We start from the raw sequence: 25,001 nt of genomic DNA, 5'->3' as shown, positions 1-25,001 counted from the left end.
TACGCGTTCTTCGGCGTGTCGCCTACCGAAGTGGCATCTCGCGGAGGCGGCCGGAGAGCGCAGGGTCAGCGCAGGACGAGCGAGAGCAGGAGGGTCATGCCGAGCGCGATCACGGAGGCCAGCGAGACGCCGACCGTCACCGACTTGAGGGCGCCGCGGACGGACTGCCCGAGGAAGCTCTGCAGCAGCCAGAACGTGTTGGAGGTGACGTGGATGCAGAAGAGGGCGCCCGAGCCGGCGGCCAGCGCGACCAGCAGCGGATCGAGTCCGAGCGTCGCCGCGACCGGCGCCACGACTCCCGCCGCCGTGATCGCCGAGAGCGTCACCGAGCCGACGGCGATGTGCAGCACGGCCGCCATCAGCCAGACGAGCAGGAGCGGCGCGGTCGCCGACGCCGAGAAGTAGCCCTTGAGCAGCTCGCCGAGGTCTCCCTCCGCGATCACCGCCGCGAGGCTGCCGCCCACTCCGGTCAGCAGGAAGATCTGGCCGCCGTCCTGGAATCCCTTCGCGACCGCCTTCTCGATCCGCTTCGCTCCGACCACCGAGCGGCCGACGGCTCCGGTAGCGATCACGGCGATCAGCAGCGCGATCACGGGATCGCCGAGGAACTGCAGCACCGGCACCTCGGCTCCGGCGACGGTCAGCACGGCCTCGGAGGCGATCAGCAGCAGCGCGAGGAGCATCGGTGCGAAGAGGAGGAGGAGCGGGCGCTCGCGGGGAGCATCGGGGGCGCCAGCGCCGTCGGGAGCGGAACGGCCCGGGGAGGAGAAGTCGGGACTGGCCGGGCGCGGCTCTCCGTCCGACGCCGCGACGAGCACCGGTGCCTCGTCGCGCAGCAGGACCTGCTCGTCTCGCGCCGGGTCCCAGAAGCCCATCCGGAACGCGAGGGACATCAGGAGGATCGTCACCACGACCGTCGGCGCCACCACGGCGAAGCCGCCGAGCATCATCACGCCGAGCGGCACCCCGAGGAGCCCGGCGAGCGCGACCGCCGCGAAGCCCGGGACCATCATCACGATGCCCATCTCGAGGCCGACGGCGAAGGTCACCGCGATGATGCCGGTGCCGGCCCGCCCGAGCCGCGGCGCGATCTTCCGCGCGAGCGGGGCGGCGATCACGATCAGCGCGTCGACGAAGATCGTCTGCAGGTACGTGGCGAACGAGAGCCCGAGTGCGTAGGGGATCCCGCGGCGCCCGAAGATCCGCATCAGGCCCTCGACGAGGCGCACCACGGCGCCCATCTCGTTGAGCATCGCGCCGATCAGGACGCCCCAGCCGATCAGGAGGCCGGCCTCCATCATCACGTCGCCGAAGCCGCGGGTCATCGTCGAGACGGTGTCGACAGGGCCGAGCCCGGTCAGCAGCCCGATCGCGGCGGCGCCGACGGCGAGCACCAGCACCGGGTTCTGCCGGAAGCGCACGATCGCGACGACGACGAGCACGATCACCAGACCGACGACACCCAGGGTGTACCACTCGGGCATGGCTCCTCCTCCTGCCCGCTGCTCCGCGCGCGGGTCACACACTAGGGCGTCGCGACCGCCGCGAGAACGCAGGAGTCGTCGTACTCGAGCACCGAGAGCGACGACTCCTGGAGTCTCGATCCCTGGGCGGGCCGGGAGCGCGGGATAGCGTGGAGGAATGGCACTGACGCTCCCGGAACCTCGGCTCCCCTCCCTCCTCGACTCGCCCGTTCTGAAGTGGGGGGTCGTCGCCCCGGGCGGGATCGCCGGCAGCTTCGTCGGGGCCCTGCAGAAGCACACGCGACAGCGGGTCGTCGCCGTCGGCTCCCGCTCGCTCGAGCGCGCCGAGCGGTTCGCCCAGCGCTTCGGCATCGAGCGCGCCTCGGCCGGCTACGACGCGGTCGTGGACGATCCGGAGGTGGACGTCGTCTACATCGCGTCGCCCCACTCCGAGCACGCCCGCCAGGCGCTGCTCGCCATCGCCGCGGGCAAGCACATCCTGGTCGAGAAGCCGTTCGCGCCCACGCCCGGCGAGGCCGAGATGATCGTGCACGCGGCGCGCGACGCCGGGGTCTTCGCGATGGAGGCGATGTGGATGCGCTATCTGCCGCACATGGACGTGGTGCGGCAGCTCGTCGCCGACGGCGCCGTCGGCCCGCTCGCGCTGGTCTCCGCCGACTTCGGCGCGGCGTTCCCCTTCGACCCGGCGAGCCGCATCTTCGACCCGGCGCTCGCGGGCGGCGGCCTGCTCGACGTCGGCGTCTACGCCTCCTCGTTCGTCTCGATGGTCGCCGGCACCCCGCAGAGCACCGAGGTGTCGGGCGGTCTCGCCTCGACCGGGGTCGACGCCACCGCCACCATCGTCGGGCGCCACGCGCACGGCGTGCAGTCGATCGCGACGTCCACCGTGCTGGCCGACACTCCGCAGGCGGCGTGGGTAGCGGGCGGCGAGGGGCGGATCGACGTGCACCCGTCGTTCTGGAGCCCGGGCGGCGTGACGCTCACCCGCGACTCCGACAGCGGGACGTGGACCGACGATTCGGCGCTGCAGGGCGGCGAGGGTCTCGCCTGGGAGGCGCTGCACCTCGCGCAGTACGTGTCGGAGGGCCGCACCGAGTCGCCGCTGCACCCGCTCGACGAGGTCGTGCAGGTGGTGCGGACGCTCGACGACGCGCGCCGCCGCCTCGGCGTGTCGGTCTAGCGCCCGACGTCCCGACCGCGGGACGTGCGATCTGCAGGAGATGGTGCGATGTGCAGGAGCACCGAGCGAGAGAGCGCTTGCATCCGCATGCCAACCACAGGAGAGGTGGCATCGCCTGCAGATCGCACCACCGGGTCCACGTGCACGGCCTCCCGGCCGGCGTGCGATCTGCAGGAGTCGGTGCGATGTGCAGGAGATCCGGCTTGTCCGGAGGCGATCACGCGGCAGGATGCGGCACTTCGCTCGGATCACCTGCACACCGCACCAGCACCTGCACACCGCACCGGCACCCGCACGCCGCACCGGCGGCCTCAGCCGGCCGGCAGCTCCACGCGGAAGACCGTCCGGCCCGGCGCCGACTCGACCAGCACCCGCCCGCCGTGCGCGTCGACCACCGCCGCCACGATCGCCAGCCCGAGCCCGGTCGAGCCGGTCGTGCGAGCCCGCGACGAGTCACCACGCGCGAAGCGCTCGAACAGCACCGGCACCAGCGCCGGGTCGATCCCGGGCCCGGAGTCGGTGACGGTGACGACTGCGATCGGACGGCCGGCGGCGTCGTGGTCCTCGGCGAGCGCCGCGACGACGCGGGTGCCGGGCGGCGTGTGCACGGTCGCGTTCCGCAGCAGGTTCGCGACCACCTGGTGCAGCCGGAAGCCGTCGCCGCGGATCTCGACGGGCTCCTCCGGGAGCTCGAGATCCCACTCGTGGTCGGGCCCGGCGACGTGCGCGTCCGACACCGCCTCGATCAGCACCATCGTCAGATCCACCGGCTCCCTCTCGAGGTCGCGCCCCTCGTCGAGCCGCGCGAGCAGCAGGAGGTCCTCCACCAGCGAGGTCATCCGGGTCGCCGCCGATTCGATCCGGTCGAGCGAGTACGTCGCCGCCTCCGGCAGCTCGACGTCGCCTCGCCGCGGCAGCTCGGCGTAACCGCGGATCGCGGCGAGCGGGGTCCGCAGCTCGTGCGAGGCGTCGGCCACGAACTGGCGCACCTTGTTCTCGCTGGCCTGGCGTGCCTCCAGAGCGCCGCCCACGTGGTCGAGCATGAGGTTGAAGGCGGCACCCACCCGGCCCACCTCGGTACGGGTGTCGGCGTCCTCCTCCGCGACCCGCTCGACCAGCTCGACCTCGCCGCGCTCGAGGGGCAGCTCGGCGACCCGGGTCGCGGTGGCCTCGACCCGCTCGAGCGGACGCAGCGCCACGCGGATGATCGCGGTCGCGATCAGGGCGACCAGCAGCATCGCGGCGAGCACGACGATCACGACGACGACCGTGAGCGAGCGCAGCGTGGACTGCCCCTCGCTCAGCGGGACTCCGACGATGACGACCGCGCCGTCCACGACGGTCGACTGGGCGCGGTACTCCCCGAGCTGCCCACCGAGATCGACCGTCACCGCGTCGGAGGCGGCCGCGACCTGCGAGAGCACGGAGTCGGCCGGCTCGACGAACTCCTGGCAGTCGTCGTCGACGTCGACGTAGGTGCCGACGTAGGTGCCGTCGGAGCGCTGGAGCGCCGTGATCGTGTTGATGTTCTGGTTGGGTCCGCCGCCGAACGAGCCGGTCGGGCAGCTCGTCGCACGTTCGACGGCGCTCGCACCGGCGAACTGTCCGGGCCCGTCGAACTCGGTGAGCCGCCCCAGAGACTGGTCCAGCTGCTGATCCGCCCGATCGAGCAGGATCGTCTGCAGCGACAGCACGCTGACCGCCCCGACGATGCCGGCGGTGACCGCGATCATCGCGACCACCGCGACGACCATCCGGCGCCGCAGCGTCCACGGCACGCGCCGCCCCGCGCGGGAGCCGCGCAGAGCCGAGCGGGTGGCGAAGTCGCCCCAGGTCGGGCGCGGGCGCGCCACTACTCCGCGGGCTTCAGCATGTAGCCGGCGCCGCGCACCGTGTGGATCATCGGCGAGCGGCCGGCGTCGATCTTCTTGCGGAGGTAGGAGATGTAGATCTCGACCACGCTCGACTTGCCGCCGAAGTCGTACGACCAGACCCGGTCGAGGATCTGCGCCTTGCTCAGCACCCGGCGCGGGTTGCGCATCAGGAAGCGGAGCAGCTCGAACTCGGTGGCGGTGAGCTCGATGTCGGTGTCGCCGCGGCGCACCTCGTGGCTGTCCTCGTTGAGCACCAGGTCGCCGACGACGACCTCGGGGTCGTCGACGTCGTTCGCGAGCAGGGTCGAGCGGCGGATGAGGCCGCGCATCCGGGCGACGAGCTCCTCGAGGGAGAACGGCTTGGTGACGTAGTCGTCGCCGCCCGCGGTGAGGCCGGCGATGCGGTCGTCGAGCGCGTCCTTCGCCGTCAGGAAGAGCACCGGGGTCTCGCTGCCGTCGGCGCGGACGCGCTGCAGCACCTGCAGCCCGTCGATGTCGGGGAGCATCACGTCGAGAACGATGACATCCGGGCGGAACTCGCGGGTGATCGTGATCGCGGCACGACCCTCGGCCGCGGTGCGCACCTCCCAGCCCTCGTAGCGCAGCGCCATCTGCAGCAGATCGGTGAGGGTGCTCTCGTCGTCGACGACGAGGACGCGGATCGGGGATCCGTCCGCGCGCTTGAGGCGGGTGCGCTGCGCGGAGGCGACGTGCTTCGAGGGGGCCGGGATGCTCATGTCTCACAAGTATCGACAGATTCCTATGAGGAGGCTATGCGCGCCCGATGCCGTCCCTGTGTCCCGGGCACCGGCCGGAGGGTCAGCCCTCCTTCGTCGGATCGGCCGCCTCCATGTCCTCGACCTTCGCCGAGCGTGCGTAGCCGCGCACCCGCCGGTCGATGAACGTCGCGAACCACAGCAGCACGCCCGCCACCAGCAGCACCCCCGCGATCTCGTACTGCGCGATGTCGCGACCCGAGGTGATCGGCAGCACCAGGTAGAGGCACGCGACCGCACCCAGGATCGGCAGCACCGTCGGCGTCCGGAAGTGCCGATGGTCGACGGGCTGCCTGCGCAGCACGAGCACCGAGACGTTCACCACAGCGAAGACGGCGAGGAGCAGGAGCGACGTGGTGCCTCCCAGCAGCACCACGATCGGGTCGGACGGGTCGCGCGACACGTACGCGGTGAGCAGGAGCGCGATGACGGTCGTGAAGAGGATGGCCGCCCACGGCGTGCGCCGACCCGGGAGCACGTTGCGCAGGAACGGCGGGAGCACGCCCTGCTTGCTCATCCCGTAGAGCAGACGGCTGGCCATCATCATGTTGATCAGCGCGCTGTTCGCGACGGCGAAGAGCGAGATGAACGGCAGCAGCGTCGAGATCGGGAAGTCGGGCGCCGCGGTCTCGACGACCGTGACCAGCGGAGTGTCGTTGCCGGCCAGCTCGCCGACCGGCACGATCGCGACGGCGAGCGTCGAGACCAGCACGTAGACGACCGCGGTGATGCCGAGTCCGGTGAGCATCACCTTCGGGAAGATGCGGCTGGGCTCCTTGGTCTCCTCCGCCATGTTCACCGAGTCCTCGAAGCCGACCATCGCGAAGAAGGCGAGCGAGGTGGCGGTGCTCACCGCGAGCAGGAGCGACTTGTCCTCGGGGCTCTCGAAGGCGACGACCCGCGAGAAGTCGGCGTTGCCTCCGAAGACCGCGAAGAAGCAGACGAAGATCACCAGCAGCAGACCCGAGAGCTCGATCAGCGTCAGCACGACGTTCAGGCCCACGCTCTCGGCGACGCCGCGGAGGTTCACCAGCGCGATGCAGACCATGAAGACCAGCGCGATGCTCAGCCGCACGCCGGCGCCGTCGCCCAGGCCGAAGCCGAGGGCGAAGTTGCTCGCGAACGCTCCGGAGGCGGCGCTCGCCGAGGTGATCCCGCTCGCCATCACCGTGAAGCAGACCAGGAACGTGACGAAGTGGATCCCGAACGCCTTGTGCGCGTAGAGAGCGGCGCCCGCCGCCTGCGGGAACTTGGTGACCAGCTCGAGGTACGAGCAGGCGGTGAGCGTCGCGACGACGAAGGCGATCACGAACGGCAGCCAGGCGGCTCCGCCGACCTCGGCCGCGACCTGCCCGGTGAGGGCGTAGATGCCGGTGCCGAGGATGTCGCCGACGACGAACAGGAGCAGGAGCTTGGGGCCGAGGACCCGCTTCAGCTCGGGCGGGGCGGTCTTCGTGTCGCTGGTCGCAGTCATGATCGGCGCCTCCGTCGGCTCGTCCTGCGCCGGGATCGGCGCGTTCCGGTTGGGCGCGAGCCTACGACCGCCCGTGGACGGCGGGGAACCCCTCCCGGCCCGATCCGGGATGCAGGGGAGCGCGTCAGACGTCGTCGAGGTCGCCCGCCGCTCGGCGCAGACGCAGCAGGACCTGCAGCTCGAGCGAGCGGTCGCGCCACTCGCTGCCGAGCAGCCGGTCGAGGGTCGCGAGCCGCTGGTAGACGGTGTTGACGTGCACGCGGAGCGCCGTCGCCGTCGCGGTGGGCCGCCGTCCCTGCTCGAGGAACGCCTCCAGCGTCTCGATCAGCGGAACGCCGCGCGCCGCCTCCTCGGCGAGCACGGCGCCGAGCTCGCGGGCGGCCTGGTCGCGCAGCTCCTGCCGGCCCGTGCGGCTGAGCAGCACCGCGAAGACCCCCAGGTCGTCGGCGCGCGCGAGCACACCGGAGCGGCCGAGCGTCGTCATGACCCGTGCGGTGCGGCTCGCCTCGGCGTGCGCTGAGCGCAGCCCCGCCGGCTCGGTCACCGGCCCCGCCAGCCCGGCGGCGGGCGCGCCCTCTCCGCCCCAGAGCGCTTCGAGGTCGAGGGTCGCCGGCACCACGAGCACGAGCTGATCGCGGTGCACAGCCGATGCGATCCGCTCGCCGAGGGGCAGCCCGGTGATGTAGCGCCGGGCCCGGCCGGGATCGCCGCTCACGACGACCACGTGGTGCGGCCGTCGCGGGTCGAGGCCCGCGCCCCACCAGCGCCGGTTCTCGGCCGCCGGATCGTGCTCGGTGCGGCTGAGGAGGTCGATGGTCGCGATGTCGCGGCCGAGCTGCGCGGCTCGCGCGGTCGCCCGCGCGCCGACCAGGGTGAGCGCGATGAGCGGAGCCGCGCGCTCGACCAGCAGGACGGCGTCGATCGGGGTCGCACCGGAGTCGTGCGCGGCGGCCGCGGGACCGGTGCCGACGACCAGCGCCCCGAACAGAGTGCCCGCCGCCATCACGGGCTGCACCAGCTCGGTGCCCACCCGGAGGCTCTCCGTGCCGCCCGACTCGGCGGCACCCGCCAGCGCCGAGCCGATCGGGCCGGGGCCCGGGTGGTCGAACCAGCGCACGGAGGCCTCGGTCATCGCCTGCACGCGCTCCACGAGAGAGGCGGGATGTCCTCCCGCGAGCACCGCCCGGGTGAGCTCCGCGTCGAGCCGGAGCGTCGCCTCCAAGCCGTCCTTCGCGTCGCGCAGCTCGCGGGCCCGGCTCGCATTGTCGAGCGCGACCGCGGCGTGGGCCGCGAGGGCGGTGAGGACGCTGATCTCGTGCTCCCCGAAGCGGCGCTCCTCGCGCTTGGCCGCCAGCAGCACTCCGAGGATCTGGCCGCGCACCGTCATCGGCACCCCGAGCAGACCGCGGATCGACTCCGCGGCGGCGGCGCGGTCGGCGCCCTCCTCGTGCACGAGGTCGCCGTCGGCCGCGTAGTCCGAGGTCCACCGCGGAGATCCGGTGCCGAGGACGCTGCCGACGAGCCCGGCGGAGCGCGGCAGCCGGACCCCGACGAGGTGCGTCGAGCGATCACCGCTGGCGACGCGGATCTCGAGGTCGTCACCGTCGAGCAGCGCGACGTAGGTGAGGTCGACGCCGAGGAGCCTCCTGGCCTGGTCGACGACCTCGACCAGCAGCTCTCCCGGGTCGGCGACGGCGGCGAGGCGACCCGCGATGTCATTGAGGGCCGCGAGCTCGACGACGCGGTGCCGCCGCTCCTGCAGCAGCACGGCGATCCCGATCGCCGACCGCGCCTCGGCGTCGGCCTCCTCGGAGCCGGCGGCGGCGAGGGCTGCGCGGTGCGCCTCCAGCTCGGGCACGTCGGCCTGGTCGGCGAGGAGATCGAGCCACTGCCGTTGCGTCATGGACGGTTCCTCCATTGCCTCGCTCGAGTGTAGAAGCTCCGACCATTGTCGCCGAGAGGCGCCAGGGCTGAGAGTGGATCGTCCCCGAGCGGCACCGCCGCCCCCAGCTCAGGAGCCCTCATGAACAACGTCGTTCCCCGCCAGCCCGATCACGGCCTCTCGGCCTCCGACACCACCCCGCCCCCCGGCTCGACCGGCGCGACCGGCGTCGCCGAGAACCCGCCGCTCGTCACCGGCCCCCTCCGCCTCCGCCGCCTCTCGGTCGGGCTCGCGCTCGTCTACGTGGCGATCCTCGCCATCAACTCCGGCGGGCTCGGCATCCTCATCCCGAACCTCGTCTCGAACATCGACGCGGCGAACAAGATCGGCAACCTGGCGATCGTGACCACGGTCGCGTTCCTCGCGAACGTCATCGCACAGCCCCTCGCCGGCGCCCTGTCCGACGCGACGCGCTCGCGGTTCGGCCGCCGCTCCCCGTGGATGGTCGGCGGTGCGCTGCTCGCCGGCGGCTTCGTGCTCGGGCTCCCCCTGGCGAGCTCGGTGATCACGGTCGCGCTGATCTGGCTCGTCGTGCAGCTCGGCCTCAACGCCCTGCAGGCGGCCGCGACCGCTCTCGTTCCCGACCGGTTCCCGGCGGCCAAGCGCGGAGGCGTCTCGGGCCTCATCGGACTCGGCATCACCGTCGGCAATGCGGCCGGCGCCGTCATCGCCGGGTCGATGGCCGGCTCCGGCTCGCTTCCCTACATCGTGCTCGCCGTGCTCCTGCTGGTCATCGTCGCCGGCTTCGTGCTCGTCAACCCCGACCGCTCGAGCCGCGACGAGACAGCGGCGCCCCGCCCGTCGATGGGCGAGTTCCTCCGCGGCTTCTGGGTCGACCCTCGCAAGCACCCCGATTTCGCCTGGGCCTTCGCCGCCCGCTTCCTCATGGTCATCGGGTTCTACGGCGCCCAAACCTTCGGCCTCTACATCCTGCGCGACTACATCGGTCTGAGCGACGAGGAGTCCAACGGCTTCGCCGCCCAGATCGGCATCGTCCTGCTGCTCGGTGTGCTGATCTCGGCGCTGGCCAGCGGAGTGCTCTCCGACCGGCTGGGCCGCCGCAAGCCGTTCATCATCTGGGCCTCGGTCATCATGGCCATCGGGCTCGCCGTGCCGCTGGTCCTGCCGACCACGACCGGAATCCTGATCTACAGCTTCCTGCTCGGCCTGGGCTTCGGCGCCTACATCTCGATCGACCTCGCGCTGATGACCGAGGTGCTCCCCGTCTCGATGACCGCGGGTGCCAGCTCGGCCGGCCGCGACCTCGCCATCCTCGGACTCGCCACGACGCTGCCCCAGGCGCTCAGCCCCTCGATCGCGGCGGGACTGGTCGCGCTCACCGGCGGTTACCCCGTGCTGTTCGTCTCGGGCATCGTGTTCGTGGCGCTCGGCGCCCTGGCGGTCCTCCCCATCAAGTCGGTCCGCTGACTCCCCGGGCCCCGGAGACCGCGGCGGGTCTCCGGGGCCCTCCACTGCCACGCCGACGCTCTCGAGAAGGAACGGTGCCATGCGACTCAGCACGACGACGACCGGCGACGGCGAGCGCCACGTGGGCCTCGTGCACGGCCTCGGGGCCGACGGTGCGACCTGGGCGCCGCTCGTGGACCGACTGGTCGCGACCGGTGGGTTCACAGTGACGACCGTCGACCTGCGCGGGCACGGAGGAAGCGATCGCGCCTCCTCCTACCGCCTGCACGACTTCGCCGACGACCTCGCCGAGAGCCTGCCGGCGGACCTGCACGCCGTGGTCGGCCACTCGCTCGGCGGGTCGGTGCTCGTGCGGGCCGTCGCGCGCCTCCGCCCCGCTCGCGCCGTCTACCTCGACCCCGGCTTCGCGCTGGCACTGCCCACCACCGGCATGGCCGGGCGGCTGTTCTGGGCGGTGCCGCAGCTGACGATGGGCGCGGCGGGGCTCGTGCAGGCGCGCAAGGGCGCGCCGATCAGACGCGCCTATCCCCCGGCCGTCCGCACCTCGCTCGACGACGCCCGCCGGCGCTTCGACGGCGGGATGGCGATCGGCGTCTTCCGCGATGTCGCCTTCCACCCCGTCGAGGTCGGCGCCCCGGCGGTGCCGTCGACGATCGTGCTGTCGGACGACTCGCCCGCGGTGCTGCCCGATGCCCTCGCGACGCGGCTGGAGGCGCAGGGCTGGGCCGTGCGCCGCCTCCCCGGCGTGCACCACGACATGCACCTGGAGGCGCCCGAGCGGACGTTCCAGCTCGTCCGAAGCCTGCTGTAGCGGCTCATCGGCGACCCATAGGCGGCGGCGACGGTCCGCATAGAGCGCATTCCTAGGGTCGGGACGCCGGGTGGACGACACCGCTCGGTTCCCCCGACCGAAGGAACCCATGTTCGTCACCTATCTCAGGCGAGAGCTCACCAACCGGCGACGGCAGACCGTCATCGTCTCGGCCGGGACGGCCCTCGCCATCGCCCTGGTCATCCTCGTCAACGCCTTCTCGGCCGGCGTGCAGAACGCCCAGGCCTCGGTCCTCGAATCCGTCTACGGAGTCGGCACCGACATCACCGTGACCCAGGCCGCGACGGCTCCCGCCGAGGGAGACGGGCCGGGCCAGCAGTTCGACTTCGGCTCGGCGGACGGCACCACCGACGGCAGCACCACCTCGGTCAGCCAGTCGCGGCTCGAGGCCGACCGCGGCACGACGACGTTCGACGCCACCGCCGTCGACACCGTGCTCGGAGTCGAGAACGTGCAGAACGCCATCGGCGTGCTGTCGCTGACCGACACGACCTTCGACGGCGAGCTTCCCGACAGGAGCCAGGCGGGCACCGGCACCGCGCCCGACCAGTCCGCCACCGGCGAGGCGCCCACCGGCGGTCCCGACGGCGCCGGTGGATCCTCGTTCGACGTCGACTCCTTCTCGGTGCTCGGCCTCGACCCCGCCGGCTCCGCGATCGGCCCCCTGGCCGACGTGAGCCTCACCGATGGGCGCACCTTCACCGCCGACGACGCAGGGCAGAACGTGGTCCTGATCGACTCGTCCTACGCCACGACCGCCGAGCTCTCGGTCGGCTCGACCCTCGACATCGGCGGCACAGGGTTCAGCGTGATCGGCATCGTCACCTCCGACTCGACGGACGCCTCCACCGCCTCGGACACCTACATCCCGCTCGACGTCGCGCAGACGCTCTCGGGTGAGGACGGCATGATCTCCGCCGTCTACGTGCAGGCCGCGTCCTCCGAGGACATCGGCCGGATCCAGACCGACATCCGGACCGCGCTGCCCGACACCACCGTGTCGACGCAGTCCGACCTCGCCTCCTCGGTCTCGGGCTCGCTCTCGACCGCGGGTGACCTGGTCGCGAACCTCGGCACCTGGCTCTCGCTGCTGGTCCTCGCCGCCGCGTTCCTGATCGCGACGCTGTTCACCGTCTCGGGCGTCACCCGGCGCACCCGCGAGTTCGGCACCCTCAAGGCCATCGGCTGGACCAACGGCTCGATCGTCCGCCAGGTCGCCGGCGAATCCGTGGTGCAGGGGCTGATCGGAGGCGCCGCCGGCATCGTGCTCGGGCTCCTCGGCGTCGCGGTCGTCAACATGATCGCGCCGACGCTCTCGGGCAGCTCGGCTACGACGACGGCGGCCGCGGGCCCCGGCGGCGGCTTCGGAGGCGGACCCGGCGCCGCGCAGACGGCGGCCGCCACCGAGATCGCCCTCTCGCTCCCGATCACCGTCCCCGTGATCCTGCTCGCGGTCGGCCTCGCCGTCCTCGGCGGCCTGCTCGCCGGAGCCGTCGGAGGCTGGCGCGCCGCCCGCCTCCGCCCCGCCGCCGCCCTGCGCTCCGTCGGCTGAGCCGGCCCACCCCTCTCGGAAGGACATCGACATGTACACCCTCACGAACGTCAGCAAGAGCTACGCCGGAGCGAAGACGACGATCACGGCGCTGAAGAACGTCACGCTCACCATCCCCGACGGCCAGATGGTCGCCGTCCAGGGTCCGACCGGCGGCGGCAAGTCGACACTGCTGCAGATGCTCGGCGCCCTCGACCGGCCGACCTCGGGCACCGTCGTGCTCGGCGAGCACGAGATCTCCTCCGCCGGCGACGGCCGACTGGCGGCGGTCAGGGCGACGGAGGTGGGCATCGTCTTCCAGAGCTTCAACCTGATCCCGACGCTCACCGCGCTCGAGAATGTCGAGACGGCGCTCGCGCCGCAGAGGATCCGGCCGGCCGAGCGGGCGTCACGGGCGGAGGAGGCCCTCGCCTCCGTCGGGCTGGCCGACCGCCTCGACCACCTGCCGGCCGAGCTCTCGGGCGGTCAGCAGCAGCGCGTCGCCATCGCCCGGGCGCTGGTCAAGAACCCGAAGGTACTGCTGGCCGACGAGCCGACCGGCGCCCTCGACGAGGACACGCGCGACGACATCATGACGCTGCTCGAGACGCTCTGGAAGGACCTCGGCCTCACCCTGGTGATCGTGACCCACGACTCCGCGGTCGCCCGCCGCGCCCAGCGCCGCCTGCACATCACGGGCGGCACCGTGAAGGACGTCGCGTAGCGACTCATCGAGCGGTCACGAGATGCTCCCTCCGCGTCCTCGAGGGAGCCTCTCGTGACGAATCGATCGGTTCAGATCGCGTGGGCCCGCAGGAACTCGAGCGCACGCGGCCACGCATCGGTCGCCGCGGTCTCGTCGTACGTGCCGTCGTTGGAGTCGTTGAAGAACGCGTGCCCCGCACCCGGGTAGACGACCAGCTCGACGTCCTTCCCGGCTGTGGCCTCGCGGATCCGCGGAACCTGCGCCATCAGCGGCGCGTCCTGGTCGCCGTAGAAGGCGAGCACCGCGACCTCGAGTGCGGCGAGCTCCTCGTCGGAGGCGGTGCAGTGCCCGTAGAACGGCACGGCGGAGGCGAGGCGCGGCTCGGCCAGCGCCAGCGCGTAGCTGAACGTGCCGCCGTAGCAGAAGCCCGTGACCGAGACGCTCAGCACCCCCTCCTCGCTCAGCAGCCGGGTCACCAGCGCCTGGAGGATCGCGACCGAGCGCTTCGCGTGCTCGGGAGTGAAGACGGGCGCGAAGAACGTGCGCAGCTCGACCTGGCGGGGAAGCCTGCGCACCGGGTGGTCGTAGTCGGCGCGCTGCTCGGTGTCGAGCTGCTCGAGCAGCCCGCTCTCGGCCAGCAGCTCGGGCGCGACCACGCGGAACCCCTCGGCCGCGTACCGGTCGGCGACCGAGCGGATGTGCCCGTCCACTCCCCACACCTCGTGGATCACGATGAGGGCGTGCTCCCCGTCACCGCTGCGGTAGACGGGTACGTCGTGGTCGGCCAGGGTCCAGGTCTCATCGCTCGTAGGCATGACGCGAACCCTAGCCGCGACCCCCGACAGCGGCCTGCGCGCCGTCGCTCCGGCGTCTGGGCCGCCGCCCTGCCGGGGCCCGGAGACCCGGCAGGGCGGGCGGACGTCAGAGCGTCTGCGCGAACGGGTCGAAGTCGACCGGCACGGCCGGCACCGGCGCGGGGACGGAGCTGCCGATCGCGACGAACTCGCCGGTGCGCACCGACTCCTCCGCCGAGAGCATGACGTCGAGGACGTGGAAGCCCAGCTCGCCGGTGGCGACGTGCGGACGGTCCTCGGCGATGGCGCGGACCATGTCGAGCAGGCCGAGGCCGCGGCCCACGACCGTGCCCTTCTGCTCGATCTCGGTCCACTCCTGCTCGCCCCACTCGCCGTCGGCGATCGAGGTGCGGGCCTTCACGAAGGCGGTGCGGCCCGAGAACTGGTTCGGGTCGGGGATGACCAGCGACCCTTCCGTGCCGTGGATCTCGAAGACGCCGTGGCGCTCGAGCGCGGAGTCGAAGCTGAGCAGGCTCGACGCCTGCTGGCCCGCCGCGAACGAGGTCAGGACCTGCAGCGAGGTGGGCACCTCGACCGGGAACGCCGTCCCGGCGTCGGGGCCGCTCTGGATGACCCGCTCCTCGAGCTTCTTGCGGCCGAGTGCGGCGACGCGCTCGACCGAGCCGAAGAGGCTCACGAGGCCGGTGAAGTAGTACGGCCCCATGTCCAGCAGCGGGCCGGCGCCCTGCTCGAAGAGGAAGGCCGGGCTCGGGTGCCACAGATCCGGTCCGACGGTCTGGAAGGCCGTGGAGGCGAACATCGGCTCGCCGATGACGCCCTCGGCGATGGCGCGCTTGGCCGTCTGGAACCCCGGGCCGAGCACGGTGTCGGGCGCGGAGCCGACGCGGAGCCCGCGGGCGGCCGCGTCGCGCAGCAGTGCGGCGGCACCCTCGCGGTCGAGTCCGAGCGGCTTCTCGCTCCAGACGTGCTTGCCGGCGGCGATAGCGGCCGAGGACACCGCGATGTGCGCGGAGGGGACGGTCAGGTTGACGACGACCTGCACGTCGGGGTGCGCGAGCACGTCCTCCGCCGAGCCCCAGGCGGGCACGCCGTGCTTCTCGGCCTGGCTCTTCGCCCGGTCCAGCAGCAGATCGCCGACGACGAGGACCTCCACGTCCGGGAACGACTTCAGGTTCTCGAGGTAGGTGTCGCTGATGACGCCCACGCCGATGATGCCGACTCCGACGGACCCGCTCATGCGGCGTACCCGCCCTTCACGAGGAAGTCGTAGCTGGCCCGGATGTCGGCGAACACGTCTCCGGGGGCCTTGTCGTACTCGATGACGGCGTACTTGATCGCACCCTCTCCGGCCTGGAGCGCGGCGATGAGCGGCACGTCGCCCTCGCCGGGACGGCGCTGGTCGAGCGTGTCCGAGCCGAAGGCCGGGGCGCCGGGCGCGAAGGGGTTCTCTGCCGGCGCGATGCCGTCCTTCACGTGCACCGCGATCAGGCGCGAGCCCAGCTTCGACACGAGCGCGGCGCCGTCCTGGCCTCCGGTCAGCGCCCAGAACAGGTCGAGCTCGATGGCGACGCGCTCGTCGGTCGTGGCGACGAAGCGCTCGTAGGCGGTCTGGCCGTCGAAGGAGGCGATGAACTCCTGCGCGTGGTTGTGGTAGCCGACGGTGAGGCCGAAGGTCGCTGCGACCTCCGCGGCCTTGTTCAGGCGGTCCGCGATATCGGCGACGCCGTCCTCGGTGAGCCAGCGGTCCGCGGCGACGAAGGGGTCGATGACCGTGGTGATGCCGATCTCGGCGGCCGCCGCGAAGACGACCTCGGGGGCCGGCGTCGGGATGGAGCCGTCCGGCGTCCAGAGCTCGTCCGAGAGGAGAGGGGCGTGTCCGGTCGGGGAGGCGAGCCCGCTGGCGTCGAGGGCCGCGCGGATCTCGGTCGGACGGCCGACGAAGTCGAACGCCTCGACGTTCTTGAGGCCGATGGCGGCGAGCTTGTCGAGGGACCCGCTCGGGTCCTCCGTGAATTCCTTGGCCAGCGTGTAGAGCTGGACGGAGGCGACGGGAAGGGTCATGGTCGTTCTCGCTTTCGGTTGATCGGACGGAGGGAGGCTGTGCGGACGAGGAGGCGGGCGGAAGCATCGGGGCAGCACGTCCATCCTCTCCCGGAGGACTTCGACGGCCGGGACGGCGACGGCCGGGACGACGACGGCCGGGACGACGAGGGCCGTGGCGAGGCGGCCCGTGCCGGCCGAGGTCCTGATGCTCCGGCCGGTCCGGAGCCGGAGAGGCGGTGACGCTCGACGGCGTTATCGCTGCCGACGCGCTCACTCGCTGTCGTCACTGCGCCGTCCTCTCGTCATCGAGTACTGCCTGCCGCCGAGGGGAGTTAAAACCTACTACCACTCGGTAATCAGTATGCAGGCGCTCGCGAGCGCACGCAACAGGTCTCAGGCGGGAGACGCGATCAGGATGTCGTCCCACTCCTCGGCCCGCTCCCAGACGAACCCGTGGCGCTCGTACAGCCTGCGCGCAGGCGCTTCCTTGAGCACGTCGATGCGGAAGGGCCGGTCGGGCGCACCTCCTCGCGCATCACCCGCGCCAGCACGGCGCTGCCGATGCCCCGCCCCTGGACGGCGGTCGCGAGATAGAAGTGCTCGATCCACACCGCGTCGTCCTCGACCCGCGCGGCGATGGAGCCGACCGCTTCGCCGTCGAGCTCGATGATCCTGGTGTGCTCGGGCCGGTACCCGTCGAGGAATCGCCGCCGCACCCGCTGTGCGTCGTAGCGGCCCAGCCGCTCCAGATCGGGTCGCATGACGACGGCGCGCAGCTCTGCGATCCAGGCCGCGTCCGACAGGGCAGCCGGGCGCAGCGAGACCTCAGCGTCCACGGGGTTTGCGCGTCCGCCGCACGATCGCCTTCGGCGCACTGCTGCGAGCCGGCTTCTTCCTGCCGCCACCCGCCTTCTCGGCCGCCTCGCGCGCCTCCCGGGCCTTCGCCTTGGCCGCCTTGGCACGCGACTCGACCTTGGGCGTCGCCGCGGTGCCGCGCGTGGTGGTGGCGCTGCGGCCTCGGACCACGCCGATGAAGTCCTCGATGTCGTCGCTCTTCTCCTCCGTCAGCCAGGCGAGGCGGACCGAGGTCGGCGCGACTCCCTCGACCGGGACGGCCACCACGTCCTTACGGCTGTGCACCCGCGCGACCGACTGCGGGAGGATCAGGACACCCACGCCCGCCGCGACCTGCTCGACCGCGTCGTCGAGCGTGCGCAGCTCCGGCAGCGGCCGGCGCGAGCCGTCCGCGATCTCGGCGGCGAGCGCCGCCCACTCCGGCACCTGCGCGGGATCCTGCAGCAGGTGCTCGTCGGCCAGCAGCGCGACCTCGACGCCCTCGGCGTCGGCGAGCGCGTGCTCGCGCCAGAGCACCACGACGGGCTGCTCGTCGTACAGATGGATCGAGCTGACGTCGGCCGACCCGACGACGCCGCGGATGAAGGCGAGGGTCGCTCGGCCGTCGCGCAGCACCTCCTCCTGCTCGTGCTCGCCGATCACCGTGATGCGCAGCGGCAGCTCGGGACGGCGCTGACCCCAGACGCGCGTCCACTTGGTCGGCGTGACGCCGGGCACGAGGGACACGGTGAGCACCGGACCCGCGTCGATCGCGTCATCGGGCTCGGAGGCCGCCTCGTGATCGGGGGTCTCGGGCTCGTCGCTCATCGCACCAGGGTAGGCGGTCGGCCGGGCGCCGGTAGGGTTGCCGCATGGCCAAGGCGACACAGACGATGAAGGCTGCGACCGCGGCGAAGAAGCTGCAGATCTTCCTGCCGGCGACCCCCGAGGAGTTCCAGGAGTCGTCGATCACCCGCGAGCAGTACGACCAGCTCGTCGAGAACCCTCCGGCCTGGCTGACGGAGCTGCGCGAGAACGGGCCGCACCCGCGTCCGGTCATCGCCTCCCGGCTCAACGTCTCGATCTCGGGTCTCGCCCGCGGAGGCGTCACCGAGGCCCTCACGTCGACCGAGATCCAGGCGCTGCTCGACGAGGTGCCCGAGTGGCTGCGCGTCGAGCAGAACCGCTACGCGGAGGTGCGCCGCGAGCAGGCGCGCATCAAGGCCGAGCGCGCGGCCAAGGGCGCCGAGTAGCTCCCCCACATCGAGGGAACCCCGTCCCGTCGAGACGGCCTGCGCGTGCAGGCTCCCTCGACGGGGCGGGGTTCCCTCGTATCAGCGGCCGGGCACGGTGACCCAGGCGCCGGTCTCCGCCGCGTCCAGCACGGCCTCGGTGATCAGCGCCGCGCGCAGTCCGTCGTCGAACGTCGGCAGGCCCTCGACCTCCGCACCCGCGACGGCCGCGTAGGTGTCGCGGGCGAACGCGGTGAACGCGTCCTGATAGCCCATCGGATGCCCGCTCGGCACGATCGAGAGCCGCGCCGCGTCCGGAGCGAGGATGCCGCCGTCCCGTGGCACGAGCACCGCACTGTCGCGGCGCCCGACCCACAGCGTCTCGGGCAGCTCCTGCTCGAAGCGCAGCGACTCCTCGACCCCCGAGACCTCGAGCACGAGCTCGTTGCGGTGCCCGGCGGTCACCTGCGAGACCAGGAGCGTTCCGACGGCACCGCCGGCCAACCGCACGATCGCGCCGGCGACATCCTCCGTCTCGACCGGCCTGCCGCCCCGCTCGGCGTGGATCGTGCTCGTGACCGAGGCGAGCGACAGGATGCGCTCCCCCGTCACGAACTCGAGCAGGTCGACGAGGTGCGAGCCGATGTCGCCGAAGGCGCGCGAGCGTCCGCCCGCCGCGGGGTCGACGCGCCAGTTGTCGTCGGAGGCGCCCAGCAGCCAGTCCTGCAGGTAGCTGCCGCGCACCGTCACCAGCCGCCCGGTCTCGCCCGCCGCGACCCGGGCCCGCGCCTCCCGCACCATCGGGTGGAAGCGGTAGGCGAACGGCACCGTGGCGACGATCCCGGCGGCGGAGGCGGCCTGCGCGAGCGAGCGCGCCTCCTCGACCGTCGCGGCCAGCGGCTTCTCGCAGACGACGTGCTTGCCCGCCGCGATGACCGCGAGCGCGAGCTCGGCGTGCGACACGTTGGGCGTGCAGACGTGCACGAGGTCGATGTCGTCGTCCTCGATCAGCGCCCGGGCGTCGGCGAACGCCCGCTCGAAGCCGAGCTCGCTCGCCGCCCTCTCGCCCTTCGCGGGGCTGGAGGAGGCGATGCCCGCGAGCTCCGCACCGGCGCTGCGGGCCGCGCGGCTGTGCACGGCGGCCATGAAGCCTCCGCCGAGCACGCCGACGCGGAGGGCGGCAGCCATCAGACCAGGGTCGCTTCGGTCGGGTCCCAGCCCTCGGGCAGCGCGGGGCGGGGCACGACGGTGCTCTCGACGAGCACCTTCTCGCCGGTCTCGGCGGCCTCGAGGAGCGAGAGCATGACGTCGGTCACGTGGTAGGCCAGGTCGCCGGAGGCGGCCTCCGGCCGGTCGGCGCGGATCGCGCGCGCCAGCTCGAGCACGCCGGTGCCGCGCGAGGCGGTCGAGCCCGTGGCCTGGATGACCTCGGGCTCCTTCTGGCCGCGGCGGTAGAGGGTGATCTCGCCGTCGTGCATGTTGGGGTCGGGGAGGACGAGGGTCCCCTCGGAGCCGTTGATCTCGACGAAGCCCATCCGCAGCATGCTCGACTCGAAGCTCCAGACACCCTGCGCCGACGCCCCCGACTCGAAGCGGAGCAGTCCGCCGATGTGCGTGGGGATGGTCACCGGGAACTCGGTGCCCTCCCGGGGGCCGGAGCCGACGACGCGAGTCGCCCGCGCCTGCGACGAGACCGCGGTGACGCTCTCGACCGGTCCGAGGTTCTGCACGAGGGTCGTGATGTAGTACGGACCCATGTCGAGCAGCGGGCCGCCGCCCTCGGTGAAGAAGAACTCGGGGCTCGGGTGCCAGCCCTCGGGCCCCGGGCCCTGGAACAGGGTGATGGCCGAGAGCGGTGTGCCGATCGCTCCGCTCTCGATGACGCGCTGGGCGGTCTGCAGACCCGCGCCGAGGAAGGTATCGGGTGCCGTGGCGACGCGCAGTCCCTTCTCCTTCGCGAGGGCGAGCAGCTCGACTCCGCTGTCGCGGTCGAGCGAGAAGGGCTTCTCGGTCCAGACGTGCTTGCCGGCCTCGATGGCGCGGCGGGCGACCTCGACGTGTGCTGCCGGGATCGTCAGATTGACGACGATCTCGATGCCGGGGTGCGCGAGGAGCTCGTCGACCGAGCCCGACCCGGGGACTCCGAACGTCTCGGCCTGGGCCTTCGCGCGGTCGAGGTCGAGGTCGGCCACGAAGAGGACCTCGAGGTCGGGGAAGGTCGTGAGGTTGGTGAGGTACTGCGTGCTGATGTTGCCCGCACCGATGACGCCGACGCCGGCGCGGCCCGAGCCGGTCATGCGTCGATCCCGGTGACGTAGCGGAACCCGGTGGTGAGACCAGCGAAGATGTCGCCGGCGTACGCGTCGAACTCGAGCACGGGGAGCGCCTGAGGCGCCGCCGCGAGGATCGCGGGGATGTCCATCGCGCCCTCTCCCGCGGGGAGCTGCTCCTGCGTGTCGCTCGAGATCGGTCCGTCCTTGATGTGGAGGAAGCGGACCCGGTCACCGAGTCGGCCGAGCACCTCGACGGGGTCGTCCCCACCGACCGCGGCCCAGTAGGTGTCGAGCTCGAGGACGATGCGCGGGTCGACGAGGCTCGCGAGGTGCTCGAAGGCGCTGCGGCCCTCGACGCGGTTCTCGAACTCGAAGGCGTGGTTGTGGTAGCCGAGCACGAGCCCGCGCGCCGCGGCGGAGTCGACCAGGGCGTTGAGGTCGTCGGCGATCGCCTTGACGTCGTCGGCGCTCGTCCAGCGGGCCGGATCGACGTGCGGGTCGATGACCGTCTGCACGCCGAGCGAGGCGGCGATGTCGAGGATCTCGTCGACGGAGGTGCCCTCCTGCGGTCCGAGGAGGCGGGCGTGGGCGCTCGGTGCGGTGAGTCCGCTGGCGGGGAGGGCGGTGCGGTAGCCCTCGGCGAGGGTGACGAAGTCGAAGAGCTCGACCTTCGTGAGGCCGATGCCGGCGAGCCGGTCGAGCGTGGCGGGCAGGTCGGCGGCGAGGGGCTCGCGGACCGAGTAGAGCTGGACGGAGAGGTCTGTGGGTGTGGCCACCGGGAGTGCTCCTGATTCGACGTCGAAAGGATGGTGGTCCGACCCTACGGCGGCTTCTGTCGCGAGACAAGCAAAACCTGAGCGCCGCTTGGTTGTAAGTAGTGGAATGCCGAGCAGAAGCCCGGACGCTGTGGTTGACTCTCGCCATGCCACTCCGCCGCCGACCCGCCGTGAGCGCGGCCGGCGGGCTGCTGCTCCTCCTCTCCGACGGAGTCGCCCGCACCCGGGCCGACGTCGCCGCCGAGACCGGCGCCCACCGCGCCGCCGTCTCGGCGCAGCTCGACGCGCTCACCTCCTCCGGCCTCGTGGCACGCCGCGACGACGCCCCCTCCTCCGGCGGCCGCCCCGCCGCACGCGTCGCATTCGACGCGGCCGCCCGCCGACTCCTCGCGATCGACCTCGGCGCCGCGCACGCCACCATCGCCGTCACCGACCTCGACGGCCGCGTCCTCGGCGAGAGGCGCGAGGCGATCGCCATCGCCGATGGCCCGCTCCGCGTCCTCGGCCACGCCCTCGACGTCGCCGACGCTCTCCTCGCCGAGATCCCCGGAGGCGCACCGCTCGCGGGAGTGGGCGTCGGCGTCCCTGGCCCCGTCGAGCACGCGACCGGCCGGCCCGTGAAGCCGCCGATCATGCCGGGCTGGGACCGCTTCGACATCCCCGCCTTCGTCGGCGCGCGCCTCCCCGTGCCCGTCCTCGTCGACAACGACGTGAACCTGCTGGCCCTCGGCGAGCACGCCGACCACTACCGCGAGGTCGACGACCTGCTCTACGTGAAGGTGTCGACCGGCATCGGCGCCGGCATCGTCAGCGGAGGCGTCCTCCAGCGCGGCGCCCTCGGCGCGGCCGGCGACCTCGGCCACGTGCAGGTGCCGGGCGATCGCGGCGAGGCCGACCTCGAGGCGATCGCGAGCGGCTCCGCGATCGCGCGCCGCCTCGGCGTCTCGAGCACCTCGGATGTGGTCGCGCTGCTGCACGCGGGCGACGCCGCCGCGGTCGAGCTCACCCGCGCCGCCGGCCGCGACATCGGCGAGGTGCTCGCGACCTGCGTGAACCTGCTGAACCCCTCCGTCATCGTGATCGGCGGCAGCATCGCGGAGGCGAGCCACGAGGTCCTCGCCGGCATCCGCGAGGTGGTCTACCGCCGCTCCCTGCCCCTGGCGACCCGCTCCCTCGACATCCTCCCCTCCGCCCCGCGCGGCGCGCCAGGAGCCCGCGGCGCCGCGCTGATGGTGCGGCGCCACCTGCTCTCCCCCGCACAGGTCGACGCGCTCCTCGCGCCCTGAGCCCCGGCGCCTACGGCCGGGTGTAGTCGAACTGCAGGCGCATCCGGTCGCCGCGGAACACGATCGTCGAGTACTCGAACGCGACTCCGGCCCGGCTCGAGATCACGTCGGTGAGCTGCAGGGCAGGGTCCCCCCGGTGCAGCCCGAGCAGGGCGGCGTCCGCCTCCCCGACGGCCACGGCCTCGAGTCCCTCCGACACGTCGTGCATATCGAGCGCGAAGTGGTCCTCGAGCACCACGCAGAGCTGCTCCCCGACGACGTCGAGCCCGTCGAGCGTCGGCGCGAGGGCCGCCGGCACGAACGAGCGGTGCACGCTGAGCGGCTTGCCGTCGACCGAGCGGAGTCGCACGATCGCGAAGACCTCGTCGGTGGCCGTCAGCCCGAGGCGCTTCTGCACCCGGCCCGGAGCGACACCTCGCGCCAGCGAGACGAGCCGCGTCGAGATGGCGTAGCCGAGCACCTCGAGCTGCTCGCGGATGCCGCGGTACGCCGGTGAGACCGCGCTGATCTTCTCGGGGGCGACGAAGGTGCCCTTGCCCGGCACGCGCACGACGAGCCCGTCGGCGGCGAGCTTGTTCAGCACTCCGCGCACCGTCATGCGGCTGAGCCCGTACTCGCGGTTGAGCTCGTTCTCGGAGGGGATGCGCCCGCCGTCCAGCCATTCGCCGCTCGCGATCCGCGCCTGGAGGATGTCCTCGAGCTGCTGGTAGATCGGGACGGCGGAGTTCCGATCGATGACCTCGGCCATGCTCCGTCTCCTGTCGGTCGTTCCCCAGCCAGTCAACCGCAATCCTACTTGTATAGGGCGGTATAGGCAGGTATGGTCCGACGCAGACGCCGCGACGATGCGGTGCAGCACCACTCACGAGGAAGTGAGGAACGCCCCCGTGGACGTCTCCACCCGTACTCTCACCCGCACCGCCCGGAGCGGCGGCTACGCCGTTCCGGCCGTCAACGTCTTCGACGAGATCAGCATGCGAGCGGTCATCGCGGCCGCCGAGCGCACGAGCGCCCCGCTGATCGTGCAGATCTCGACCAAGACCGTCCGCACGGCGGGCTGCTCCTTCATCACCGCCCTGTTCGCCGCCCTCGCCCGCGACGCGACGGTGCCGATCGCCCTGCACCTCGACCACTGCCCCGACCGCGCGGTGATCGACGAGGTCGTCGCCGCGGGCTGGTCCTCCGTCCTCTTCGACGCCTCCGACCGGGGCTTCGACGACGCGGTGCGCGAGACGGAGGAGGTCGTCGAGCAGTCGCACGCCGCCGGGGTCGACGTCGAGTCCGAGATCGAGAACATCCTCGGAGTCGAGGACGGCGTCGGCAGCGACGATGCGCCGCACGCCTACTCCGTCGAGCAGCTGGCCGAGGTCGGCGACCGGACGGGTGCCGATCTGCTCGCCCCGCAGCTCGGCACCAGCCACGGGCTCTACAAGGCCGACCCCGAGATCCTCCCCGAGCGAGCCGCCGCTCTGGCGGCCCTGACCGACCGGCCGATCGTGCTTCACGGAGGAACGGGCCTCACCGAGAGCGACTTCCGCGCCTTCATCGACGCGGGCGTGTCGAAGATCAACATCTCGACCGCGGTCAAGCACGCCTACATGCAGGCGTCGCTCGCCCACCTCGAGCGAGCGCGCGACTCCGACTCCTGGGACCCACCCAAGCTCATCGCCGACATCTCGACCGCGGTGACGGACACCATCGCCGAGCACATCGCGTGGTTCGGCGCCGAGGGCCGGGCGCGATGACCCGCGCGCTGATCTTCGACTGCGACGGCGTCCTGGCCGACACCGAGCGGGACGGGCACCTGCCGGCCTTCAACGAGACCTTCGAGCACGCGGGCCTCCCCGTCAGGTGGAGCGAGAGCGACTACGCCGAGGTGCTCCGGATCGGCGGCGGGAAGGAGCGACTCGCCTCCCTCCTCACTCCCGAGTTCGTCGAGCGCGCCGGTCTGCCCGCGTCGGAGGAGGAGCAGCAGGCACTGATAAAGGAGTGGCACGCCGAGAAGACCCGGCGCTACACCGCGATGGTCCGCGCCGGACGGATGCCCGGCCGGCCGGGGATCGCGCGGATCGTCACCGAGGCGCTCGAGGCGGGCTGGCTCCTCGCCGTCGCCTCCACCTCGGCGGAGGCGTCGGTGCGCGCGGTGCTCGAGCACGCCGTCGGCACCGGGACGGCCTCGCGGTTCGCGGTGTTCGCGGGCGACGTCGTCCCCCGCAAGAAGCCCGCCCCCGACATCTACGAGCTCGCGCTCACCTCGCTCGGCGTGGATCCGGCCGACGCCGTCGTCATCGAGGACAGCGCCAACGGCCTGCGGGCGGCCGTCGCGGCCGGCCTCACCACCGTCGTCACGGTCAGCAGCTTCACCGCGGAGGAGGACTTCTCCGGCGCCGCGCTGGTCGTCGACAGCCTCGGCGACCCTCCGTCGCAGCCGGCCCGCGTGCTGGCGAACCCGAGCGGCCTCGAGGTCGGCGACCGCGTCGACCTCGCCATCCTGACCACCCTCCTCACCCGCTGA

The 25,001-nt window shown here is 72.3% G+C and carries 23 protein-coding genes; 9 read left to right on the top strand and 14 right to left on the bottom strand.

Annotation, left to right across the window (positions count from 1 at the left end):
• Positions 1-65: 65 nt before the first annotated feature.
• A complete protein-coding gene (locus ASG06_RS10080) occupies positions 66-1,484 on the bottom strand; it encodes a GntP family permease (protein ID WP_056041616.1) in 1,419 nt (472 codons plus the stop codon).
• A 157-nt stretch (positions 1,485-1,641) separates the two neighbouring features.
• Between ASG06_RS10080 and ASG06_RS10075 the strand changes: the two genes are divergently transcribed.
• Positions 1,642-2,664 carry a Gfo/Idh/MocA family protein gene (locus tag ASG06_RS10075; protein WP_056041614.1) on the top strand — a complete coding sequence of 341 codons (1,023 nt, stop codon included), beginning with the start codon at positions 1,642-1,644 and terminating at the stop codon, positions 2,662-2,664.
• A gap of 311 nt (positions 2,665-2,975) precedes the next feature.
• Here ASG06_RS10075 and ASG06_RS10070 read toward each other — a convergent pair whose 3' ends face one another.
• From ASG06_RS10070 to ASG06_RS10055, 4 genes are all read right to left on the bottom strand, one after another.
• On the bottom strand, positions 2,976-4,517 hold the full coding sequence (locus ASG06_RS10070; protein ID WP_056041612.1) for a sensor histidine kinase: 1,542 nt from the start codon (positions 4,515-4,517) through the stop codon (positions 2,976-2,978).
• Positions 4,517-5,275, bottom strand: coding sequence for a response regulator transcription factor (locus ASG06_RS10065; RefSeq protein ID WP_056041610.1), 759 nt, complete (start codon positions 5,273-5,275; stop codon positions 4,517-4,519). Before ASG06_RS10065 ends, ASG06_RS10070 begins: the two co-directional genes overlap by 1 nt.
• A gap of 82 nt (positions 5,276-5,357) precedes the next feature.
• Positions 5,358-6,788, bottom strand: coding sequence for an APC family permease (locus ASG06_RS10060; protein ID WP_056041608.1), 1,431 nt, complete (start codon positions 6,786-6,788; stop codon positions 5,358-5,360).
• A gap of 124 nt (positions 6,789-6,912) precedes the next feature.
• The gene (locus ASG06_RS10055) at positions 6,913-8,691 is read right to left on the bottom strand and encodes a helix-turn-helix domain-containing protein (RefSeq protein ID WP_056041606.1); all 1,779 of its coding nucleotides are present in this window, start codon (positions 8,689-8,691) and stop codon (positions 6,913-6,915) included.
• Between the two features lie 120 nt (positions 8,692-8,811).
• Here ASG06_RS10055 and ASG06_RS10050 point away from each other — a divergent pair, with 120 nt between their 5' ends.
• The 4 genes from ASG06_RS10050 to ASG06_RS10035 all read left to right on the top strand — a co-directional run bounded on the left by ASG06_RS10050 (position 8,812) and on the right by ASG06_RS10035 (position 13,245).
• Entirely contained in the window at positions 8,812-10,158 is a 1,347-nt protein-coding gene (locus ASG06_RS10050; protein WP_056041604.1) for an MFS transporter, read from the top strand.
• Positions 10,159-10,237: 79 nt separating this feature from the next.
• Positions 10,238-10,969, top strand: coding sequence for an alpha/beta fold hydrolase (locus ASG06_RS10045; RefSeq protein WP_056041602.1), 732 nt, complete (start codon positions 10,238-10,240; stop codon positions 10,967-10,969).
• A 109-nt stretch (positions 10,970-11,078) separates the two neighbouring features.
• A complete protein-coding gene (locus ASG06_RS10040; protein ID WP_056041600.1) occupies positions 11,079-12,542 on the top strand; it encodes an ABC transporter permease in 1,464 nt (487 codons plus the stop codon).
• Positions 12,543-12,573: 31 nt separating this feature from the next.
• Entirely contained in the window at positions 12,574-13,245 is a 672-nt protein-coding gene (locus tag ASG06_RS10035; protein ID WP_056041598.1) for an ABC transporter ATP-binding protein, read from the top strand.
• 71 nt (positions 13,246-13,316) lie between these two features.
• Here ASG06_RS10035 and ASG06_RS10030 read toward each other — a convergent pair whose 3' ends face one another.
• From ASG06_RS10030 to ASG06_RS10010, 5 genes are all read right to left on the bottom strand, one after another.
• The gene (locus tag ASG06_RS10030) at positions 13,317-14,042 is read right to left on the bottom strand and encodes a dienelactone hydrolase family protein (protein ID WP_056041596.1); all 726 of its coding nucleotides are present in this window, start codon (positions 14,040-14,042) and stop codon (positions 13,317-13,319) included.
• 106 nt (positions 14,043-14,148) lie between these two features.
• The gene (locus ASG06_RS10025) at positions 14,149-15,279 is read right to left on the bottom strand and encodes a Gfo/Idh/MocA family protein (protein WP_056041595.1); all 1,131 of its coding nucleotides are present in this window, start codon (positions 15,277-15,279) and stop codon (positions 14,149-14,151) included.
• The gene (locus tag ASG06_RS10020; RefSeq protein ID WP_056041593.1) at positions 15,276-16,103 is read right to left on the bottom strand and encodes a sugar phosphate isomerase/epimerase family protein; all 828 of its coding nucleotides are present in this window, start codon (positions 16,101-16,103) and stop codon (positions 15,276-15,278) included. The genes ASG06_RS10025 and ASG06_RS10020 overlap by 4 nt, the downstream gene beginning before the upstream one ends.
• Before the next feature lie 392 nt (positions 16,104-16,495).
• Entirely contained in the window at positions 16,496-16,921 is a 426-nt protein-coding gene (locus ASG06_RS10015) for a GNAT family N-acetyltransferase (RefSeq protein ID WP_327205491.1), read from the bottom strand.
• Positions 16,911-17,747 (bottom strand): LysR substrate-binding domain-containing protein, encoded by an 837-nt coding sequence (locus tag ASG06_RS10010; protein WP_056041591.1) that lies wholly within the window; start codon positions 17,745-17,747, stop codon positions 16,911-16,913. Before ASG06_RS10010 ends, ASG06_RS10015 begins: the two co-directional genes overlap by 11 nt.
• Positions 17,748-17,791: 44 nt before the next feature.
• On the opposite strand from ASG06_RS10010, the gene ASG06_RS10005 reads away from it, so the two are divergent.
• Positions 17,792-18,172: a DUF5997 family protein gene (locus tag ASG06_RS10005; RefSeq protein ID WP_056041589.1), complete on the top strand. Its 381-nt coding sequence runs from the start codon at positions 17,792-17,794 to the stop codon at positions 18,170-18,172.
• Positions 18,173-18,253: 81 nt separating this feature from the next.
• Here ASG06_RS10005 and ASG06_RS10000 read toward each other — a convergent pair whose 3' ends face one another.
• The 3 genes from ASG06_RS10000 to ASG06_RS09990 are packed head-to-tail and all read right to left on the bottom strand — an operon-like array spanning position 18,254 to position 21,200.
• Positions 18,254-19,339, bottom strand: coding sequence for a Gfo/Idh/MocA family protein (locus ASG06_RS10000; RefSeq protein ID WP_056041588.1), 1,086 nt, complete (start codon positions 19,337-19,339; stop codon positions 18,254-18,256).
• On the bottom strand, positions 19,339-20,448 hold the full coding sequence (locus ASG06_RS09995; RefSeq protein ID WP_056041587.1) for a Gfo/Idh/MocA family protein: 1,110 nt from the start codon (positions 20,446-20,448) through the stop codon (positions 19,339-19,341). The genes ASG06_RS10000 and ASG06_RS09995 overlap by 1 nt, the downstream gene beginning before the upstream one ends.
• Complete coding sequence (locus ASG06_RS09990) at positions 20,445-21,200, bottom strand: sugar phosphate isomerase/epimerase family protein (RefSeq protein ID WP_056041585.1); 756 nt, start codon at positions 21,198-21,200, stop codon at positions 20,445-20,447. The genes ASG06_RS09995 and ASG06_RS09990 overlap by 4 nt, the downstream gene beginning before the upstream one ends.
• A 146-nt stretch (positions 21,201-21,346) precedes the next feature.
• Between ASG06_RS09990 and ASG06_RS09985 the strand changes: the two genes are divergently transcribed.
• Positions 21,347-22,486: an ROK family protein gene (locus tag ASG06_RS09985; protein ID WP_056041583.1), complete on the top strand. Its 1,140-nt coding sequence runs from the start codon at positions 21,347-21,349 to the stop codon at positions 22,484-22,486.
• Positions 22,487-22,496: 10 nt separating this feature from the next.
• Here ASG06_RS09985 and ASG06_RS09980 read toward each other — a convergent pair whose 3' ends face one another.
• Positions 22,497-23,234, bottom strand: a complete 738-nt coding sequence (locus ASG06_RS09980) for a GntR family transcriptional regulator (protein WP_056041581.1) — start codon at positions 23,232-23,234, stop codon at positions 22,497-22,499.
• A 139-nt stretch (positions 23,235-23,373) separates the two neighbouring features.
• On the opposite strand from ASG06_RS09980, the gene ASG06_RS09975 reads away from it, so the two are divergent.
• The gene (locus tag ASG06_RS09975) at positions 23,374-24,231 is read left to right on the top strand and encodes a class II fructose-bisphosphate aldolase (protein ID WP_056041579.1); all 858 of its coding nucleotides are present in this window, start codon (positions 23,374-23,376) and stop codon (positions 24,229-24,231) included.
• Positions 24,228-25,001 carry an HAD-IA family hydrolase gene (locus ASG06_RS09970; RefSeq protein ID WP_056041576.1) on the top strand — a complete coding sequence of 258 codons (774 nt, stop codon included), beginning with the start codon at positions 24,228-24,230 and terminating at the stop codon, positions 24,999-25,001. Before ASG06_RS09975 ends, ASG06_RS09970 begins: the two co-directional genes overlap by 4 nt.

The sequence above is a fragment of the Rathayibacter sp. Leaf185 genome, from assembly GCF_001423885.1.
Classification (GTDB): domain Bacteria; phylum Actinomycetota; class Actinomycetes; order Actinomycetales; family Microbacteriaceae; genus Rathayibacter.
The sequence above is the reverse complement of the archived record's forward strand: the minus strand, read 5'-3'. Positions and strand labels throughout refer to the sequence as shown.

Excerpts from the sequence above, each read along its gene's own strand:
- ASG06_RS10080 (WP_056041616.1), bottom strand. The coding sequence starts at position 1,484 with ATGCCCGAGTGGTACACCCTGGGTGTCGTCGGTCTGGTGATCGTGCTC.
- ASG06_RS10075 (WP_056041614.1), top strand. The coding sequence starts at position 1,642 with ATGGCACTGACGCTCCCGGAACCTCGGCTCCCCTCCCTCCTCGACTCG.
- ASG06_RS10065 (WP_056041610.1), bottom strand. The coding sequence starts at position 5,275 with ATGAGCATCCCGGCCCCCTCGAAGCACGTCGCCTCCGCGCAGCGCACC.
- ASG06_RS10060 (WP_056041608.1), bottom strand. The coding sequence starts at position 6,788 with ATGACTGCGACCAGCGACACGAAGACCGCCCCGCCCGAGCTGAAGCGG.
- ASG06_RS10055 (WP_056041606.1), bottom strand. The coding sequence starts at position 8,691 with ATGACGCAACGGCAGTGGCTCGATCTCCTCGCCGACCAGGCCGACGTG.
- ASG06_RS10050 (WP_056041604.1), top strand. The coding sequence starts at position 8,812 with ATGAACAACGTCGTTCCCCGCCAGCCCGATCACGGCCTCTCGGCCTCC.
- ASG06_RS10045 (WP_056041602.1), top strand. The coding sequence starts at position 10,238 with ATGCGACTCAGCACGACGACGACCGGCGACGGCGAGCGCCACGTGGGC.
- ASG06_RS10040 (WP_056041600.1), top strand. The coding sequence starts at position 11,079 with ATGTTCGTCACCTATCTCAGGCGAGAGCTCACCAACCGGCGACGGCAG.
- ASG06_RS10035 (WP_056041598.1), top strand. The coding sequence starts at position 12,574 with ATGTACACCCTCACGAACGTCAGCAAGAGCTACGCCGGAGCGAAGACG.
- ASG06_RS10030 (WP_056041596.1), bottom strand. The coding sequence starts at position 14,042 with ATGCCTACGAGCGATGAGACCTGGACCCTGGCCGACCACGACGTACCC.
- ASG06_RS10025 (WP_056041595.1), bottom strand. The coding sequence starts at position 15,279 with ATGAGCGGGTCCGTCGGAGTCGGCATCATCGGCGTGGGCGTCATCAGC.
- ASG06_RS10020 (WP_056041593.1), bottom strand. The coding sequence starts at position 16,103 with ATGACCCTTCCCGTCGCCTCCGTCCAGCTCTACACGCTGGCCAAGGAA.
- ASG06_RS10010 (WP_056041591.1), bottom strand. The coding sequence starts at position 17,747 with ATGAGCGACGAGCCCGAGACCCCCGATCACGAGGCGGCCTCCGAGCCC.
- ASG06_RS10005 (WP_056041589.1), top strand. The coding sequence starts at position 17,792 with ATGGCCAAGGCGACACAGACGATGAAGGCTGCGACCGCGGCGAAGAAG.
- ASG06_RS10000 (WP_056041588.1), bottom strand. The coding sequence starts at position 19,339 with ATGGCTGCCGCCCTCCGCGTCGGCGTGCTCGGCGGAGGCTTCATGGCC.
- ASG06_RS09995 (WP_056041587.1), bottom strand. The coding sequence starts at position 20,448 with ATGACCGGCTCGGGCCGCGCCGGCGTCGGCGTCATCGGTGCGGGCAAC.
- ASG06_RS09985 (WP_056041583.1), top strand. The coding sequence starts at position 21,347 with ATGCCACTCCGCCGCCGACCCGCCGTGAGCGCGGCCGGCGGGCTGCTG.
- ASG06_RS09980 (WP_056041581.1), bottom strand. The coding sequence starts at position 23,234 with ATGGCCGAGGTCATCGATCGGAACTCCGCCGTCCCGATCTACCAGCAG.
- ASG06_RS09970 (WP_056041576.1), top strand. The coding sequence starts at position 24,228 with ATGACCCGCGCGCTGATCTTCGACTGCGACGGCGTCCTGGCCGACACC.